The sequence below is a fragment of the Streptomyces sp. 4N509B genome, from assembly GCF_052245655.1.
In the GTDB taxonomy this organism is placed as follows: Bacteria; Actinomycetota; Actinomycetes; order Streptomycetales; family Streptomycetaceae; genus Streptomyces.
Window position 1 is genome coordinate 97,314 of sequence record NZ_JBQQBZ010000002.1, and the last position, 16,851, is coordinate 114,164.

General features: G+C 72.8%; 18 protein-coding genes. 10 read left to right on the plus strand and 8 right to left on the minus strand.

Going from position 1 to position 16,851, the window contains the following annotated elements; translation table 11 throughout:
• Positions 1–122: 122 nt before the first annotated feature.
• Positions 123–1,064, minus strand: coding sequence for a LysR family transcriptional regulator (locus ACTWP5_RS02525; protein ID WP_443219011.1), 942 nt, complete (start codon positions 1,062–1,064; stop codon positions 123–125).
• A gap of 103 nt (positions 1,065–1,167) precedes the next feature.
• Here ACTWP5_RS02525 and ACTWP5_RS02530 point away from each other — a divergent pair, with 103 nt between their 5' ends.
• Positions 1,168–1,779 (plus strand): dihydrofolate reductase family protein, encoded by a 612-nt coding sequence (locus ACTWP5_RS02530; protein ID WP_443219012.1) that lies wholly within the window; start codon positions 1,168–1,170, stop codon positions 1,777–1,779.
• An 86-nt stretch (positions 1,780–1,865) separates the two neighbouring features.
• On the opposite strand, the gene ACTWP5_RS02535 is transcribed toward ACTWP5_RS02530, so the two are convergent.
• The gene (locus ACTWP5_RS02535; protein ID WP_443219013.1) at positions 1,866–2,840 is read right to left on the minus strand and encodes a helix-turn-helix transcriptional regulator; all 975 of its coding nucleotides are present in this window, start codon (positions 2,838–2,840) and stop codon (positions 1,866–1,868) included.
• A 164-nt stretch (positions 2,841–3,004) separates the two neighbouring features.
• On the opposite strand from ACTWP5_RS02535, the gene ACTWP5_RS02540 reads away from it, so the two are divergent.
• From ACTWP5_RS02540 to ACTWP5_RS02570, 7 genes are all read left to right on the plus strand, one after another.
• Positions 3,005–3,400 (plus strand): RidA family protein, encoded by a 396-nt coding sequence (locus ACTWP5_RS02540; RefSeq protein ID WP_443219014.1) that lies wholly within the window; start codon positions 3,005–3,007, stop codon positions 3,398–3,400.
• A 149-nt stretch (positions 3,401–3,549) separates the two neighbouring features.
• Positions 3,550–3,969, plus strand: a complete 420-nt coding sequence (locus tag ACTWP5_RS02545) for a GntR family transcriptional regulator (RefSeq protein WP_443219015.1) — start codon at positions 3,550–3,552, stop codon at positions 3,967–3,969.
• The gene (locus ACTWP5_RS02550) at positions 3,966–4,874 is read left to right on the plus strand and encodes an ABC transporter ATP-binding protein (RefSeq protein ID WP_443219016.1); all 909 of its coding nucleotides are present in this window, start codon (positions 3,966–3,968) and stop codon (positions 4,872–4,874) included. Before ACTWP5_RS02545 ends, ACTWP5_RS02550 begins: the two co-directional genes overlap by 4 nt.
• Positions 4,871–5,848 (plus strand): ABC transporter permease, encoded by a 978-nt coding sequence (locus ACTWP5_RS02555; RefSeq protein ID WP_443219017.1) that lies wholly within the window; start codon positions 4,871–4,873, stop codon positions 5,846–5,848. The genes ACTWP5_RS02550 and ACTWP5_RS02555 overlap by 4 nt, the downstream gene beginning before the upstream one ends.
• 375 nt (positions 5,849–6,223) lie before the next feature.
• A complete protein-coding gene (locus ACTWP5_RS02560) occupies positions 6,224–6,565 on the plus strand; it encodes a hypothetical protein (RefSeq protein WP_443219018.1) in 342 nt (113 codons plus the stop codon).
• 23 nt (positions 6,566–6,588) lie between these two features.
• Positions 6,589–7,530 carry an ATP-grasp ribosomal peptide maturase gene (tgmB, locus tag ACTWP5_RS02565; RefSeq protein ID WP_443219322.1) on the plus strand — a complete coding sequence of 314 codons (942 nt, stop codon included), beginning with the start codon at positions 6,589–6,591 and terminating at the stop codon, positions 7,528–7,530.
• Positions 7,527–8,708, plus strand: a complete 1,182-nt coding sequence (locus ACTWP5_RS02570) for a methyltransferase domain-containing protein (RefSeq protein WP_443219019.1) — start codon at positions 7,527–7,529, stop codon at positions 8,706–8,708. Before tgmB ends, ACTWP5_RS02570 begins: the two co-directional genes overlap by 4 nt.
• A 24-nt stretch (positions 8,709–8,732) precedes the next feature.
• Here ACTWP5_RS02570 and ACTWP5_RS02575 read toward each other — a convergent pair whose 3' ends face one another.
• Complete coding sequence (locus ACTWP5_RS02575; protein WP_443219020.1) at positions 8,733–8,966, minus strand: hypothetical protein; 234 nt, start codon at positions 8,964–8,966, stop codon at positions 8,733–8,735.
• A complete protein-coding gene (locus ACTWP5_RS02580) occupies positions 8,959–9,390 on the minus strand; it encodes a DUF7848 domain-containing protein (protein WP_443219021.1) in 432 nt (143 codons plus the stop codon). The genes ACTWP5_RS02575 and ACTWP5_RS02580 overlap by 8 nt, the downstream gene beginning before the upstream one ends.
• 805 nt (positions 9,391–10,195) lie before the next feature.
• Here ACTWP5_RS02580 and ACTWP5_RS02585 point away from each other — a divergent pair.
• Positions 10,196–10,723, plus strand: coding sequence for a GntR family transcriptional regulator (locus ACTWP5_RS02585; RefSeq protein ID WP_443219022.1), 528 nt, complete (start codon positions 10,196–10,198; stop codon positions 10,721–10,723).
• A 2-nt stretch (positions 10,724–10,725) separates the two neighbouring features.
• Entirely contained in the window at positions 10,726–11,493 is a 768-nt protein-coding gene (locus ACTWP5_RS02590; protein WP_443219023.1) for a GntR family transcriptional regulator, read from the plus strand.
• 81 nt (positions 11,494–11,574) lie between these two features.
• Here ACTWP5_RS02590 and ACTWP5_RS02595 read toward each other — a convergent pair whose 3' ends face one another.
• The 4 genes from ACTWP5_RS02595 to ACTWP5_RS02610 form a co-directional block, all read right to left on the minus strand.
• Positions 11,575–12,114, minus strand: a complete 540-nt coding sequence (locus ACTWP5_RS02595) for a DUF1062 domain-containing protein (protein ID WP_443219024.1) — start codon at positions 12,112–12,114, stop codon at positions 11,575–11,577.
• A 234-nt stretch (positions 12,115–12,348) separates the two neighbouring features.
• A complete protein-coding gene (gene htpX, locus ACTWP5_RS02600; protein ID WP_443219025.1) occupies positions 12,349–13,221 on the minus strand; it encodes a zinc metalloprotease HtpX in 873 nt (290 codons plus the stop codon).
• A 184-nt stretch (positions 13,222–13,405) separates the two neighbouring features.
• Positions 13,406–14,995, minus strand: a complete 1,590-nt coding sequence (locus ACTWP5_RS02605; protein WP_443219026.1) for an NADH-quinone oxidoreductase subunit N — start codon at positions 14,993–14,995, stop codon at positions 13,406–13,408.
• A complete protein-coding gene (locus tag ACTWP5_RS02610; protein ID WP_443219027.1) occupies positions 14,992–16,845 on the minus strand; it encodes a complex I subunit 4 family protein in 1,854 nt (617 codons plus the stop codon). The genes ACTWP5_RS02605 and ACTWP5_RS02610 overlap by 4 nt, the downstream gene beginning before the upstream one ends.
• Positions 16,846–16,851 lie beyond the last annotated feature (6 nt).

The following is a 16,851-nucleotide window of genomic DNA, read 5'->3' on the forward strand; positions in this document are numbered from 1 at the left end:
GCGTCGCCGGGCACGGCCCGACGACCGCTCCGTGTCACGCGCCCGGCCGCCCCGCCGGTCGAGGGCGTCGGGTGGCCGAGCCGCCGGGCGCGCGACACGGGTGGTGAGACACGGCCGGGGAGTCAGACGGCCGGTGACGGCCCGGTCGACGGGGAACAACGGGGAACGGGGACGGTGGCGTCGGTCGACGTCGTCACCGCAGCCGCTTCGACGAGCGCCGCCAGGACGGCGGCGACGGCGGGCGGATCGGGCGGATCGCCGTAGGTGGCGGCGTGGATCCGGCGGTGACAGCCGGGGAGTTCGGTGGCATGGATGTCGGGCCGGCGATGCGCTCGCAGCGCGAGGCCGGGCAGGGTGGCGACCCCCAGGCCGGCGGCCACCAGGGACTGCACGACGACCATGTCGTCGCTGAACGAGGCGATGCGAGGGGTGAAGCCCTCCCGCCGGCACACGGCGAGCAGCTCCGCCTCGCACCGGTCGCACCCGCCGATCCAGGCGGAGCGGCGATGGTTCGCGAGGCTGTCGTCGGGTCGCCGGCTGACGAGGTGGATCGGGTCGTCGCCGAGGTGGAGGAGGCGGACTCCCTCCTCCTCGCCCGGGGTGTCGGTGTCGACGTGTTGGAAGACCACGGCGACGTCGACCTCGCCGTGGCGCAGCATCTGGAGCGCCTCGACCGGGTGGCGGTCGAGCAGACTCAACGCGACCGCCGGGTGCTCCCGCGCCATGACGTCGGCCGCCCTGGGGACGAGGACGCTGAGGGCGGAGGCGTTCGCGGCCAGCCGGACCCGCCCGGACTGGAGGCCGACCTGTGCCGCGAGTTCGTTGGTCGCCGCGTCGACCCGCCCCACGATCTCGACGGCGCGGTTGGCCAGCAGCCGCCCCTCCGGCGTGAGACGGATCCCGCGACCGACCCGCTGGACGAGCTTGGCGCCGGTGGCGGCCTCCAGGCGGGACAGGTGGTGGCTCACCGACGGCTGCGAGTAGTGCAGTTCCCTGGCCGCCTCGGTCACCGACCCGTGTCGGGCCACCGCGGCCAGAACCCTGAGATGGACCAGGCTGAGCATTGATCGAAGATATCAATGCGATCACCACCCGATTGGCATTAGACGACATGCCAACGCTGTTCCATGCTGCTACCTGACGAGCCGCCACGAGGAGGAGCGACACATGGGCAGGGTGGTCAGCAGCATCACGATCTCGGCCGACGGGTACTCGGCCGGGCTCAACCAGAGCGAGGAACGCCCGTTCGGCGACGACGGGGGCGACGGCTGGGGCGACCGCCTGCACGCCTGGTACTCCGAGACGTCCGAGGAGAACCGGGCCGAGATCGACCAGATGACCTCCGCCCGTGCCTACATCATGGGGCGCAACATGTTCGGCCCCGTGCGGGGCGCGTGGGACCGGCAGTGGAACGGCTGGTGGGGCGACAACCCTCCGTACCACGCCCCGGTCTTCGTGCTCACCCACCACGCGCGCGAGCCACAGCCGATGGAGGGCGGCACCACGTACCACTTCGTCACCGACGGCATCGAGTCCGCGCTGGCCCAGGCGCGGGAGGCGGCCGGCGACGGTGACGTCGCGATCCAGGGCGGCGCCACCACCATCAACCAGTACCTCGCCGCCGGCCTCGTCGACGAGCTGCGGCTGCACATCGTGCCGCTCACGCTGGGCGCCGGCACGCGCCTGTTCGAGGGCGTGCCGCCGCTGACCCTCGAACAGGTCAGCTCGCGGGCGGCGTCGCTGGTCACGCACGTGACCTACCGCGTGCTCCCTGGATGAGCCTTGCGTAGCGGGCGGCGATCGCCACGGCGCGGTCCCGGGCCCAGCCGGGGGTCCCCCCGCCGCGCCGGCTCGGGAAGCGTCTCTCAGGACGAGTCTCCGTACCGGGCGGCGATCGCGGCGGCGCGGTCGCGCAGCGAGGCGCGCAACGAGCGCGGGGCCAGAGCCTCCGCGTCCGCGCTGAGCTGCCACAGCGCCCATTCGGCGTGCCGCGCGTCCTGGAAGGTCACCTCCAGCCGCAGCCAGCCGTCCGCGTCGGGTTCCTCCGCCCGGACGGCCAGCGCCGTGTCCAGCAGTTCCTCCCGTCGCGCCGGGTTCATCCGCACCAGCGCGGTGACGTGGTCGCCGCCGGAGAGGAACCGCGCGGAGCGCTCCCGCCAGATCCGGTCGAGGTCGACCCGGTTCGGTCGCCGCGCCGGCTCGGGGAGCGTCTCGGCCGCCACCACCCGCGACAGCCGGTAGGTGCGGTCCGCGCCGGATCTCGTGGCCAGCAGGTAGGCCCGGTCCCGCACGGTGACCAGGCCGATCGGGTCCACCGTGCGCCACTGTGGCGCCTGGCCCGTGGCCGCGTAGTGGATGCGCAGCCGGTGGCCGGCGAGCACCGCGCGCCGGACCTCGACCATGGTGGCCTCGGGCACCTCGTCGGTGACCAGCCGGCGTGCGAGCAGGTCGGTCTCCGGGTTGACGAGGAACCGCTGGGCCGCGTCGCTCGCGGTGGCCCGGTGGCTCTCCGGCAGCGCGTCGACCACCTTCCGCATGGCCGAGGCGAGCGCCGAGCCGAGACCGAACGCCTGCTCGCCGCGCCCCGAGCCGGCGGTCAGCACGGCGAGGGCCTCCTCGTGGTTCAGCCCGGTGAGCTCGGTCCGGAAGCCGGGCAGCAACGCGAACCCGCCGTGCCGGCCGCGTTCGGCATGGACCGGGACGCCGGCCGCGGACAGCGCCTCGATGTCGCGCAGCACGGTGCGGGTGGACACCTCCAGCTCGCGGGCCAGCGTCCTCGCGGTCAGCCGACCGCGCTGGCGCAGCAGCAACACGAGCGAGACCAGGCGGTCGGCACGCATGCGGAAACGTTATCCCGCATACGTGACGGAGGGTGTCACGTTTTGTTGGGAGGCTCGCGATCGCGACGTCCACGCTGGTGGCTGGCCGAGCTGGCCGAGCTGGCCTGCCGGCCGAGCCGACGGACGTCCCCGTTCCCGTGAACCGAGGAGAAGAGGATGTGGCGATGAACCGAACGGCGGTCAACCCGGTGACGTGGTCGGTGGAGATGGGGTTCAACCAGGGCGAGCTCGTCTCCGGACAGACGCGGACCCTGTACTGCTCGGGGCAGACCGCGATGAGCGACGACGGCAGGCCCCTGCACGACGGCGACATGGCGGCACAGCTGGCGCTGAGCGTCGACAACCTGGAGGCCGTGCTCGCCGAGGCCGACATGACCCTCGCGAACCTCGTCCGCCTCACTGTCTACACGACCGACGTCGACCTGCTCCTCCAGCACTACGGAGGGCTGGCGGCGCGGCTGGGCGCCGCCGGGGTGGCACCGGCCACCTCGATGCTCGGGGTGACGCGGCTGGCGATCCCCGGCCAGATGGTCGAGCTGGAGGGCACCGCCGTCGCGTGAGGCGACACCGGCCCCGCCGATGAGGACGGGGCGGGCGCCACCGCGAGGCGGACCCCACCCGCCACAAGGGTGAGCGCCCGCCCCGAACTTGACATCGAGCGCCGCGATCCACCACCCTTTCACTACTTGATTAGTGAAAGGGGGTTGCAGTGATCGAATACCGGATCGACCGAAGGACCGGCGTGGCCACCTACCTGCAGATCGTCCAGCAGACGAAGCAGGCGTTGCGCCTGGGCCTGCTCGAACCGGGCGACCGGCTGCCCACCGCCCGCGAGGTCGTCGAGGCGACCGCCATCAACCCGAACACCGTGCTCAAGGCCTACCGCGAGCTGGAACGCGAGGGCCTGGTGGAGGCACGACGCGGCCTCGGCACCTTCGTGCGGAAGTCGCTCGGCGACGGGACGGCGGCGGCCCGGTCGCCGCTCGCCGCCGAGCTGGCCGACTGGATGAGGCGGGCCCGCGCGGGGGGGCTCGCTCGCGAGGACGTCGCCGCACTGTTCAGCTCCGCTCTGGAGCAGGAGTTCCGGGAGTTCCGGGAGCACCAGGAGTTCAGCGAGGGAGAGCGATGAGCAAGGAACCCGCCGCGCTTCAGGCGCGAGACCTGACGATGCGCTACGGTCGCCGCCGCGACCCGGTCCTGCGGGACTGCTCCTTCCGGCTGCCCGCCGGACGGATCTGCGCGCTCATCGGCCCGAACGGCGCCGGCAAGTCCACGCTGCTCGCCCTGGCGGCCGGACTGCTCCGCCCGACGCGGGGCACGCTGCGGGTGCTCGGCACCGGCCCGGCCGCGGCCCGGCCGCGGATCGGCTACGTGGCGCAGACGCGTCCCCTCTATCCGCAGCTCACCGTCGCCGCCACGCTCCGGCTGGGCGCCGAGCTCAACCCCGGGCGCTGGGACCAGGAGGCGGCGGAGCGCGCGGCGTACGGCGCCGACCTCGACCCGGCGGCCCGGGTCCGCACCCTCTCCGGGGGCGAGCGCACCCGGGTCGCCCTGGCCCTGGCCCTCGGCAAACGGGCGGAGGTGCTGCTGCTGGACGAGCCGATGGCCGACCTCGACCCGGTCGCCCGCCACCAGTTGATGGGCGCCCTGCTGGCCACCGCCGTCGAACACGGCACCAGCGTCGTCATGTCCTCCCACGCCGTCGCCGAACTGGAGGGCTCCTGCGACTACCTGCTGCTGCTCGGCGGCGGGCGGGTCAGGCTCGCGGGAGAGAGCGAGGACGTCCTCGCCGCGCACGCCCGCCTGACCGGCGCCTCACCCGACTTCGCGCCGCACACCGTCGTGGAGTCCGGCGCGACGGGCCGCGGCCACACGGCGCTGGTGCGCCGGCGGGGGCCGGTCGACACGGCCGCGTGGCACGTCGAGCAGCCCTCCCTGGAGGAGCTGGTCCTGGCCCACCTGCGCAACCCCGGCGCCCCCGCCCTGTTCACGGACAGCGCCTCGCCCGCCCCGATCCCGGAGGCCGTCGCATGACCACCCTCTCCCCCTCTCCCTCCCCCTCCCCTTCCGCCTCCGCGCCCCGCTCCCCGTCGCCACGCCACGGGCTGGGCTGGGCCGTGCACCGCCTGCACCGGGTGCCGCTCGCGGCGTGGGCGGTCCTGGTCGTCGCCGGGGCCGGCTGGCTGCTCTGGCTCCGCGGGCGGGGGCAGGACGGCGGCCTGACCGACGGCTGTGCCACGGTCCCACTGCTGTGCGCCACGGAGTCCGGCTACGCGAGCTCCGAACTCCGGGCCGCCCGGCTCCTCGCCTGGCTGCCGTGCGGCATCGCCGCCGTCGCGGGCGCCGCGTTGGTCGGCCGGGAGCTGGAACGCGGCACCGCCACCGTGGCGTGGACCCAGTCCGTGCCCCCGGCCCGCTGGCTCGCCGCGAAGCTGGCCGTCCCGGCGGCGGCGCTCCTCGCCGGCGTGGCGGCACTGACCCTGATCTTCCGGTGGGTGTGGTCCTCAGGACCCGACGAGGGAGTCAACCGGTGGAACAGCGAGTACTTCCACGCCGCCGGAACGGTGGGCCCGGCGTACGTCCTGCTCGGGCTGGCCCTCGGCGCGCTGGCGGCCCTGCTCACGCGACGCGTCCTGCCCTCGGCGGGCCTGGCGCTGGCCGGCATCGGCCTGGCCTACCACCTGGGCGACCGGGTCCGGTCCTCCCTCTGGCCGGCGAGCGAGGTGCGCGGCCCGCTGGACACCACCTCCGGCCAGGCCGACCAGCTGGAGTTCGGGATGATCCTGGAGTCCGGCGAGCGCGTCAGCGGCCTCGACTGCGCCGACCAGGCCGTGCCCGGGGACCTCGGCGCGTGCCTGGCGGACCACGGGGCGACCGACTTCTACGCGAAGGTCCACCCGGCCTCGCACTACTGGCCGATCCAACTCGTCGAGACCGGCCTCGTCCTGGCCCTGGCCGCCGCCACGGCGGCCACCGCCTTCTGGGCACTCCGCCGCAGCCTCCCGTGACGCCCGGGGCGCTGCCCCGTCCGGCGACGTCCTCCGGTCACCCGCTCGCTCCCCGACCGGGTGCCCGGAGGACGTCGAGGCGGGTCCAGGGCCGCAGGACCAGGTGCTCGCCGGTGGTGAAGACGAGGCGGGCGTGTGAGCCGGATCGACCATGCCCACCGAATTCGCCACCCACGCCGTCGTCTTCGTCGGCCATCGCCGTCCTCGCTCCGGCGGCGACATTCGGAATATTCCCCTGGCAGGTTATCCGAATAGTTCCCCGTGGCTCTGGGGATGGCGACGGTAGATCTCGGCCCGACGCGTCGATTCCTACCCGGTCGCGGGCGGAAGATCCCTTGCTTCCCATCGACGAACAGAGAGCAAGAGAGGGAGGCCATGCCCGTTTCCTTATCCCAACGGGACGGCGTTGATCTGTACCGACCGGAATCCCGGTTTCCGCTGGAGCAGGAGACCGTCACGATCGCGCCCGAGGTGCGCGAATGCGACGGGCCCGCTCCGTTCGCCTTCCGGTACCTGACTCCGGTGACCACCTCGGGCGGAGTCCTGCCCGAGGTCGTCGAGTACGACGAAGAGACCCAGACGAGTTCCTACGACGATCTGCCTCCCGGGGTCTTCATGACGAAGAATCCTCCGATGACCTACTTCACGACCGAGGCGACCGAGTCGTCGCCGGAGCGGACGGACGCGAAGGACGATCCCGGGCCGAGTGACGACTGATGCCGCGCCCCGGGACGGTCCTCGTGTTGGCCGGCCGTTTCGACCCGACGGCCGACCTGGCCGTTGAGGAGCTGAATCGGCGCGCGGTGCCGGTCTTCCGGGTCGACGTGGCACAGTTCCCGGTGAGCCTGGCCCTGGCCGCCAGTCTCACCGGGAACGGTTGGCGCGGGACCCTCAGGACCGACCGTCGCTCGGTGCGACTCGAAGCGGTCCGCTCGGTCTACTTCCGCCGTCCGAAGCGCCCGCAGATGCCGCGAGGAATGTCACCGGAGGCACGAAAGGTGGCCGAGAGGGAGGCCCGTCTGGGCTTCGGGGGCCTCCTGGCCGCGTTGCCGTGCCCGTGGCTGTCCCCGCCGGGGAAGGCGGCGGACGCCGAGCACAAACCATTACAGCTCCGCGTGGCGGTCGACTCGGGTCTCAACGTGCCGCGCACGGTGATCACGAACGACCCGAACGCCGCGCGTGACTTCGCCGACAGCGTCGACGGCCGCCTGGTGTTCAAGCCGTTCTATCCCGTGCGCGGTCGTCTCGAGGGGCGGAACGCCGCCGTGTACACGAGCCTGGTCGAGCCGGCGGACCTCCCTCATCCCGATATCGCCACGACAGCACACCTGTTTCAGGAGTGGATACCGAAAGCGCACGAGGTCAGGATGACCGTGGTGGGAAAACGGGTCTTCGCCGCGGAGATTCACGCGGACTCGGACAGGGCGAGGATTGACTGGCGAAGCGACTACGCCAGCCACGTGTATCGTGTCTGCGCTCCCCCGCCCGAGGTTGTTGCCGGCGTTCACCGCGTGTTGGAGCGGCTCGGCCTGCCCTATGGCGCGTTCGACTTCGCCGTCACTCCCGACGGTGAGTGGGTGTTCCTGGAGGTCAACCCCTCAGGCCAGTACGGATTCATCGAGATGGCGACCGGTCTCCCGATCACGGCCGCGATCGCTGATTACCTGGAAGGAACGACGTGACAGGCCCTGCCGAGGACAGGCGACGGCTCTTCGAGGCACGCATGGGGCTCGCGCGCCAGTTGGAGCGCGGCGGCGTCGTCCTGTCGGGCGCCCTGATCGAGGGGTTCCTGAACGTTCCGCGCCATGTCTTCGTTCCGCGCTTCTTTCGCCGGGACGGAACGACGTTCAGACCGTGGGGCATGGACGACGATCCGGACGCGTGGACCACGGCCGTCTACCAGGACGACTCGCTCATCACGGAACTGGACGGCGTGCACGCCGAGGACGCGGAGGCGCGGGCGATGACGGGCGTTCCCACCTCGTCGTCCACGGCCCCCAGTCTCATGGCGGACATGCTCGACGCCCTCGACGTGCGGAAGGGATCCCGCGTGCTGGAGATCGGCACCGGGAGCGGCTACAACGCGGCGCTGCTGTCCTGGCTGGCCGGGGACGCGCACGTCACGACCGTGGACACCTCGGAACGGCTGATCTCCCTGGCCCGCGCGCGCCTCGCCGACCTCGGGCTCCGTCCGGAGACCCGCCGGGCGGACGGCGCGGCCGGCGCGGCCGACCGGGCCCCGTTCGATCGGATCGTCGCCACCTGCTCCGTGCGGCGCGTTCCCGCCGCATGGTTCGAGCAGTGCGCGCCGGGCGGGGTCATGGTCGTGCCCATCAGGGGCGCGTTGGCCGGCGGCATGATCGCGCGCCTGACGAAACTCCCGGACGGATCGGCGGCCGGGCACGTCCTGCACACACCTGCCGCGTTCATGCCGCTGCTGTCCGGGCCGCCACCGGGCGCTGTCGCTCCTCCCTCCGAGGGCGGGGCGCGGCGCGACTCGGAGCTGTCCGGCAGCGTTCTCGACAACTGGACGTTCTCCTTCTTCGCCCAGCTCCACATGACGTCCACCACGGTCCGCGCCTACGAGAACCGCGACGGCGCGCACCTGACGACGCTCCACGACCCGGGGGACGGCTCGACCGCACGCGTCGCCGATCACCGACCGGGCGGCCCCGGCTCCGGCTCCACCGTCGTCACCTCGGGCCCGCGCGACCTGTGGGCCGAGATCGAACGGGCACACGACGCGTGGCTGCGGCTGAACCGGCCACGGCGCGAGTGGTTCACGATCAGCGCCACCCCACGGGAGCAGACCCTCGCGTTCCGCGCCCCGGACGGCCGGGTCCACCGGTGGGCGCTCTGAGGCCGATCAGAGCAGCCCTGGTCGTCAACGGCTTCCCGTTGGCGGCCCGGCCGCTGGTCGGGTGACGTCGAGGCGGGTCCAGGGCCGCAGGACCAAGTGCTCGCCGGTGGTGAAGACGAGGCGGGCGCCGCCCGCGGCGTAGCGGGTGACGTGCTGGACGGTGAACGTCTCCCCGCCGATGGCGACGCGGTCGCCCGCGCGGACCGTGTCGCGGGAGACCGTCAGCCCGCCGCGCGCGGGGAGGCGTCCGCTACGCACGGCCGGCTCCGGCGAGGGCACGGACCGCCCTCACCAGCAGGCGCCAGGCCCGGCATCCCGCGCCGGGCCGCGCGCGCCCGTGCCGGCGCCGCGTGGCGTGCGGAGCAGACACGGGCGCCGCCACCCTGCGCAGGACCCGCGCCGAGCCGGCGGGCGGCGGCCACGGCGTGGCGCCGACGGGCGCGTGCGCGGGGTCGACGCGCCAGTACCGGTGGGTGGTGAGGCGGAACTGGTTGTGGTTCAGGCCGTGCTCCTGGGCGTGGCCCAACGCCCAGACCTGCACCGGGCGGGCGTCGTCCCGCACGAGATCGGACTGCGCCGAACACGTCAGGCACGACACCCGGTACAACGCGTCCGGCGCCTCCGCCGCCCGCTCCTCACACAGCTTCAACGCCGCCCCCCGCAGCAGAACGTAGGCGGTCACCGGGCCCCACCCCGCCGCGCCACGGCCCGCGCCCGGCCGCCCTTGCTGACCCGGTTCCGCCGGTTGACCTCGTTGACCTCCCGCACCAACGCACGGAGCTTCGCCATGGTCGGACTGTCCTGACCGGCGGCCTGCTGCCCCTGCGCAGGCGCCTGTGTCGCAGCACCGGCCTCGGGGGCAGACGGGGCCGTCTCCCCGCTCACCACGTCGCCACCGTCGCGCCACCGGTTCGACGAGGACAGGCGTCGGCACGCACCGACGCCGGCAGCAACGCCCGACGCCGACGACGCCGTGTCCGCAGTTCACCAAGTGGCAGGAGCTTCTTCGACAGTGCGTACGCCCTGCGACGAGACCTGACCGGAACCAGAAGCAACAGCGTCTCGACACACCACGTACCTCCGTGGGCCATGTCACCAACCTCCTGTCGGTTGAGGCCACGCCCCCGAACGTCCACCCAACGTCGCGGGGTTTGCTGCGTGAGCGTGACCTGATTTCTGCGGTGCCCCCGTCGAATCGGCCCACCTGCGACGCCAGCGATCCGCACACGATTTCGGACCCGTACTGACACCGACGCCGTGCAGGTTGACGCCGATCAGCGTCAGCCAGCGGCGGCGACCAAGAGTCCGCGAGCGCCTTCGCGACCTCCTCCCGCTCGCCATGCGCCTCGGGACCCAGCGTTCACCCGCCTCACCAAGCCTAACTGCTTAATACTTAAGGTATCAAGCTTGCAAGCTCGGCGCCGCCCCCAGAGCCATATGCATCAAGGTCTTAAGGTGGGTGCCGTACCCCGAAGGCAGGAGCAGAAGTGACCGGGAAGTGGACCAGCGTCTCGACGCCGTACCTGCTCCCACGCGGCGAGGGCCAGAGTGACGTATGGACGGACACCGCCCCTGGACGCACGTCACAGCGCCTCATCGAGGTGACGGAGCTGAAGCCACCGACAGAGGTGGCCGAGTCACTCGGCCTCGACGAAAGCGAGCGGGTGGTGGTCCGTCGACGTCTCATCCTGCTGGACGATCGACCGGTTGAGCTCGCCACCTCCTACTACCCGGCGAGCATCGCCGCAGGTACCCCTCTCGCCGACAACGCGAAGATCAGGGGAGGCGCGCCGACCGCCCTCGCGGCACTCGGTTATCAGGCACGCCGAGCGGTCGAGGACATCGAGCAGCGCCCCTGCACTACCGCGGAGGCCGAGGCACTCCATCTCGCGCCCGGCGCCGCAGTCCTCACCCTGACGCGTACGTCCTTCTCCGACGGTGGAGCGGCATTCGAGGCATCGCTGATGGTCATGAAGGCGCCGCGCCGCCTCCGCTACGAGTTGGAGGTGGGCTGACCATGCCCGAGGAACGTGAGGACCCGCGCCCCATCGCCGACACCATCGCCCACGAGATCAGGCGGCTGATCCTGTGTGGCGAGTGGGAGCCCGGTCGGAAGCTGCCCACCACCGAGCAGTTGACCAGGCAGTTCCGCACCTCGAACGTCACCGTCCAACGTGCGCTGAGGAAGCTCAAGGACGAGGGCTTCCTCGTCGGCCACTCCGGCCAGGGCGTCTTCGTGCGGGATCGGGCGCCGGTGGAGATCGCGCCCGCGCCCATGATGGCGCCGGCTCCTCCCGGGCAGCCCTATTCATGGATCACCGAGGCGCGGAAACGATCCCAGAAGGCCACCTTCCGCATCCTCGACGTGCGGGAGATCGTGCCACCCCGCCGCGTCCGCGAGGTGTTCGGGCTGCCCGACGACGGCGTCGCCGTGCTGCGGAAGCGCCTCGGGCTGCTGGACGACAAGCCGGCCGAGCTGGTGTGGTCCTACTATCCGGCGGAGCTGGCGCGCGGCACCCGCCTGGCCGACCGGCGCAGGATCCCGGGCGGCTCTCCGGCCCTGCTGGAGCAGATGGGACACCCCACGCTGGGACAGGAGGACATCGTGGGCGCTCGCTACGCGACCACGGACGAGTACCTGCTCCTCCAACTCCCGGGTGAGATACCCCTCCTGGAGATCTTCCGGGTGGTCCACAGCCGCGACCGGCGCCCGATCGAGGTGACCGAACTCGTCAAGCCCGGCCACGTCTACAAGCAGAGCTACAGCCTGACGGCGCAGCGGTGACGACCGGCTCATGACCGGGGCAGAGCACGGCTGGGCCGTGTTCTGCCCCGGTCGGTGGAGACGTCGTCTCGGCGCCCGGACCTACCGGACGGGCCCCAGCAGGGTGAACGAGAAGTCCTGGTTCACCCTGCGGTTCAGCGGGATGTCGATCTTTACTCTGCAAGCGATCTCGCTGCGGCTGACGCCCAGTCCCTGAGCGATGAGCCGTTCGGGGCGGACGGGCACGGGGGCGTCGAAGACGACCGTGATCTCAAGCGGCCAACAGACCTCCGGTGGGGGCGGTGCGTGGAGCTCCCAGCACCCGTTCCAGTCGAGCGCGTACCGGTTGCGCCGGGCGATCGACGGGTCGAGGAGGGTGTCCACGACGAGCGACGGCGCGTTGGCCGTGTACCCGGCGAGACGGTCGGCGGGAAGGGAGCGGACCGGGACGCGTTCGTGGACGGTGAGCTTGCCGGTCCGGTCACACGACACGCAGTTGACCAGGAGCCAGACGTCGAGAAGCTTGCCGTTGGCGTTGACGCGGAACCTGCCGTCGCCGAGGGTGGCGCGGCCGGAAGGGCAGGCCACGCACCGGAGGGCGAGCAGGGGCAGGCGGGTGCGCCGCACCGCCCAGGGCAGCACGGTATGAGGATGTGAGGACATGAGCTCTCTGAGGACCTGACGAAGGCATGGGAAAGAGAGCCGACGGCGTCGCGTCGGCGACCAATGCGCAGGGAACTGTCAGATCTGGAGAGCGGGCGGCGTCATGCGCGCGAAGTCCTCACGTTGGGGGAGAGCCCAGGCTAGGCGTCCGCCCTCCACGCGGTCCATCCGTTTTCGAACGACCGCCGTCGGTGCCGCCGCCCCTCGCAGGGCTCAGGGCTCGCGCTGCGGGCCGCCGCCCGCCATGCGTTCGAGGCGGGCGATGCGCTCGGTCATCGGCGGGTGGGTGGCGAACATCCGGGCCAGGCCCTCGCCCCGCCGGAACGGGTTGGCGATCATCATGTGGCTCGCCGTCTCCAGCTGCGGCTCGGGCCGCAGCGGCCGGCGCTGGGTGCCCTCCTCCAGCTTCCGCAGCGCGCTGGCCAGGGCCAGCGGGTCCCCCGTGAGGGCCACGCCCGAGGCGTCCGCCTCGTACTCGCGGGAGCGGCTGACCGCGAGCTGGATGAGGGAGGCGGCCACCGGGCCCAGGATCATGACCAGCAGCATGCCGACGATGCCGGGCCCGTCCTCGTCGTCCCGGCCGATGGGAACCAGCCAGGCGAAGCTCACGAGGAACATGATCACCGAGGCCATGGCGCCGGCGACCGACGAGATCAGGATGTCGCGGTTGTACACGTGGCTGAGCTCGTGTCCGATGACGCCGCGCAGCTCGCGCTCGTCGAGGAGGCGCAGGATGCCCTGGGTGCAGCAGACGGCCGCGTTGCGTGGGTTCCGTCCCGTGGCGAAGGCGTTGGGTGCCTCGGTGGGCGAGATGTACAGGCGGGGCATGGGCTGGCGGGCCTGGCTGGCGAGCTCGCGGACCATGCGGTACAGCTGGGGCGCCTCGAACTCGCTGACCGGCCGGGCGCGCATGGCGCGCAGCGCGAGCTTGTCGCTGTTCCAGAAGGCGTAGCCGTTGGTGGCGAGGGCGACGAGCAGGGCGATGACGAGGCCGGTGCTGCCGAAGAGACTGCCGATGAGCAGGATGAGCGCGGACATGCCGCCCAGCAGCGCGGCTGTCCGCAGTCCGTTGTGCCGGCGGTGCACGGTGTGCCCTCCAGGTGTGCGGTGTGGGGTGTTTCCGGGGGGCTTCTCCACACACGACAGTGCCACTCCCGATGGGGACAACGCCATTCGGCGCAAATGCGTTCCCCCGGCGCACCCCGGCGGTGCGTCCGCGAGAGCACCCAGGCGGGAGACGTCCGGGCAGGGGAGTGCCTGAGCAGAGGCGTCAGAGCAGGGTGCCGTCCGCGAAGGTGAGGACGAGCTGCGGGGCGACGGAGAGGGCGAGGGCGGCGACGGCCGTCAGGGCGATCGCGCCACGGAGGGGGACGGGAAGCGCTACGGGCGCGGAGGCGGAGGCCGGCGCGGCCGTCGGCACCGGGGCGGGCTCGGGGCGGAGGAAGAGGAGCGCCGCCCAGCGCAGGTAGTAGTAGAGGGCGACGGCGACGTTCACGGCCATCACCGTGGCGAGGACGCCGAGGTCGGCGTCGACGGCCGTCGAGAAGACGGCGACCTTCGCGAACAGCCCGACGACCCCCGGCGGCAGCCCCGCCAGGCAGAGCAGGAAGAACGCCATGGCCAGGGCCGCGAGCGGCTGCCGGGCGTACAGCCCCCGGTAGTCCGCCACCCGGTGGGCGGCGTGCTGCCGCGCCACGTGGGCCGCGACGGCGAAGGCGCCGAGGTTCACCGCCCCGTACATCAGCGCGTACGTGACGGCGGCGCCCACGGCGCCCGGGTCCTGCGCGGACGCGGCGGCCGCGAGCGGCACGAGCAGGTAGCCGGCCTGCGCGATCGAGGACCAGGCCAGCAGGCGGATGGCGCTGTGCGGGGCGTCGGCCGTGGTGCGCAGCGCGGCGACGTTGCCCGCCGTCATCGTGAGGCCGGCGAGGACCGCGACGGCCGGGCCCCACAGCTCCGTGTACGCGGGGAAGGCGCGCGTGGTGACGAGGATCAGCCCCGCGAGGCCGGCGGTCTTGCCGACGACGGAGAGGTATCCGGCCACGGGCAGCGGGGCGCCGACGTAGGTCTCGGGCACCCAGAAGTGGAACGGGACGGCGGCGATCTTGAACGCGAAGCCGACGAGGGTCAGCGCCACGCCGGCCTCGGCGAGGGTGGCGAGCCGGGGGTCGGCGTCGGGCAGGCCGGTGGCGATGGCGTCGAGGTGGAGGCTGCCGGAGCCGGCGTAGACGAAGCTGATGCCGAGGAGCGCGACGGCGGTGGCGGTGACGGAGGTGAGGAAGAACTTCACGGCCGCCTCGGGTCCTCCCGAGGCGCCGGCGGTCTCCGACGCCGAGGAGCCCACGCCCGAACGGGGTCGGCGCAGCGCGACCAGCGCGTACGCCGGGAGGGTGGTGACCTCCAGCGCGATGATCAACGTCGCCATGTCGCGGGCGGCCGGCAGCAGCGCCGCGCCGGACGCGGAGGCCAGCAGCAGGAACCAGAACTCGCCGGCCGGCAGCTTCCCTTCCCCCTCCCCCACCTCGGGCAGGGACAGGAGCGCGGCCAGCAGCGCGCCGCCGAGGACGAGGAGCTGGACGATGACGGCGAAGCGGTCGGCGGCGTAGGAGCAGGTGACGGCGGCGGCGTCCCCGCCGCCCAGGCAGAACGTGGCGCGGTCGCCGTCACGCAGCGGGAGGAGGGAGAGCGCCGCCAACGCCAGGGCGCCGACGCTGGCCCAGCCGAGCAGCGGCTTGAGGCGGGCCGGCAGGAAGAGGTCGGCCAGCATCACGGCGACGGCGGCGACGGCGGCGATCGTGGGCGGCGCGATGACCGCCCAGTCCACGGACTGGATGGACGAGACCGTGTCGGCGGCGTTCATCTGGCGACTCCGGGGAGGAGGAGTTGCACGGCGGGGTCGGTGAGGTCCAGCAGCACGGCGGGCCACAGGCCGGCCAGCAGGGTGAGCGCGACGAGCGGCCCGAAGGCGGCGTACTCGTGGAGGCGAAGGTCGGGCAGGACGGGCAGGACGGGCGGGGTGGACGCCGTCCGCTCCCCGCTCCCGTCGCTCTCGCCGCCCGTCGCCGTGCCCATGCAGACGCGGCGGACGACGAGGAGGAGGTACGCGGCGGTGAGGAGGGTGCCGAACGCGGCGACGGCCAGGAACGTGAGGTAGGCGGGGCGGCTGAGCCCGTCGGCGGGCTGGTACGCGCCGAGCATGGCCAGCAGCTCGCCCCAGAAGCCGGCGAGCCCCGGCAGGCCGAGGGAGGCGACGGCGGCGAAGGCCAGCAGGCCGCCGAAGCGCGGCGTGCGCCCGTAGAGCGCGGCGCCCGCGCCGCCGGGCGAGGCGGCGGCGAGCACGTCGAGGTCCGTGGTGCCCGTCCGCTCCTTCAGGGCGCCGACCAGGAAGAACAGCAGGCCGGTGACGAGGCCGTGGCCGATGTTGGCGAACAGGGCGCCGTTGACGCCGGTCGGCGTGAGGGTGGCGATGCCCAGCAGCACGAAGCCCATGTGGCCCACGGAGGAGTACGCGATGAGCCGCTTCAGGTCGCCGCCCGCGCCCTGTCGGACGAGGGCCAGGCAGGCGAGCGAGCCGTAGATGATGCCGGTGACGGCGAACGCGCCGAGGTACGGGGCGAAGGTCTCCATGCCCTCGGGGGCCATCGGCAGGGCGACGCGGACCAGGCCGTAGGTGCCCATCTTCAGCAGCACGCCGGCCAGCAGCACCGAGCCGACGGTGGGCGCGGCGGTGTGGGCGTCGGGGAGCCAGCTGTGCAGCGGCCACATGGGGGTCTTGACGGCGAGGCCGATGCCGATGGCGAGGACCGCGAGCAGCTGCGTGGTGTGGCCGATGCCGGCGCCGTGGGCCTCGGCGAGGGCAACCATGTCGAAGGTTTCCGCGGTCAGACCGAGTAGGAGGAGGCCGAGCAGCATGACGACGGAGCCGAGCACGGTGAACAGCACGAACTTCCAGGCGGCCGGCCCGCGGCCCTCGCCGCCGTAGCGGGCGATGAGGAAGTACATGGGGATGAGGACCGTCTCGAACGCCAGGAAGAACAGCATCAGGTCGAGGACGGCGAAGGTGGCGAGGGTGCCGCACTCCAGGAGGAGGAGCAGCGCCACGAAGGCGGCGGGGCTGCCGTGGCCCGGCCCGCCCGACGGGGGGCGGGCGTAGGTGTAAAGGGCGGCGAGGAACGTCAGCAGGGCGGTGAGGACGAGGAGGGGGAGGGAGATGCCGTCGACGCCGAGGTGGAGGCGGATGTCGAGGGCGGGGATCCAGCTGACGTCGCTCTCGGCCTGCACGGTGCCGGGGTGGTCGTGGTCGAAGCCGGCGGCGAGGAGGAGGGAGGCGAGGAGGACGGCGCCGGTGACGACGACGTTGAGGGCGAGCGCGAACGGCTTCCGCCCGGGACGGTCGGCGGGGGCGGTGGCGTCGGCGCCGGCACTCCCGGCGTCCGTGTCGCCATCGCCGTCATCGACGTCGGCGTCGGCATCGGCATCGGCATCAGCGTCGGCGTCCTCGTCGCCCGCGCCGCCGCCGTCTCCGGCGTCCTCGGCGGGACGGCCCTCGGGACGGTCCCCGCTCCGCTCCTCGCTCCGGCCGGCGGCACGGCCCGCGCCCCGGAGGGCGGGCAGCGCCGCCGGCACCGCCGCCACGGCCGCGCCGAGCAGCGGCAGCAGCACGACGGCGACGAGCAGCAGCCGCATCGTGGTGTCGTTCAAGGTGATCATGGCGCG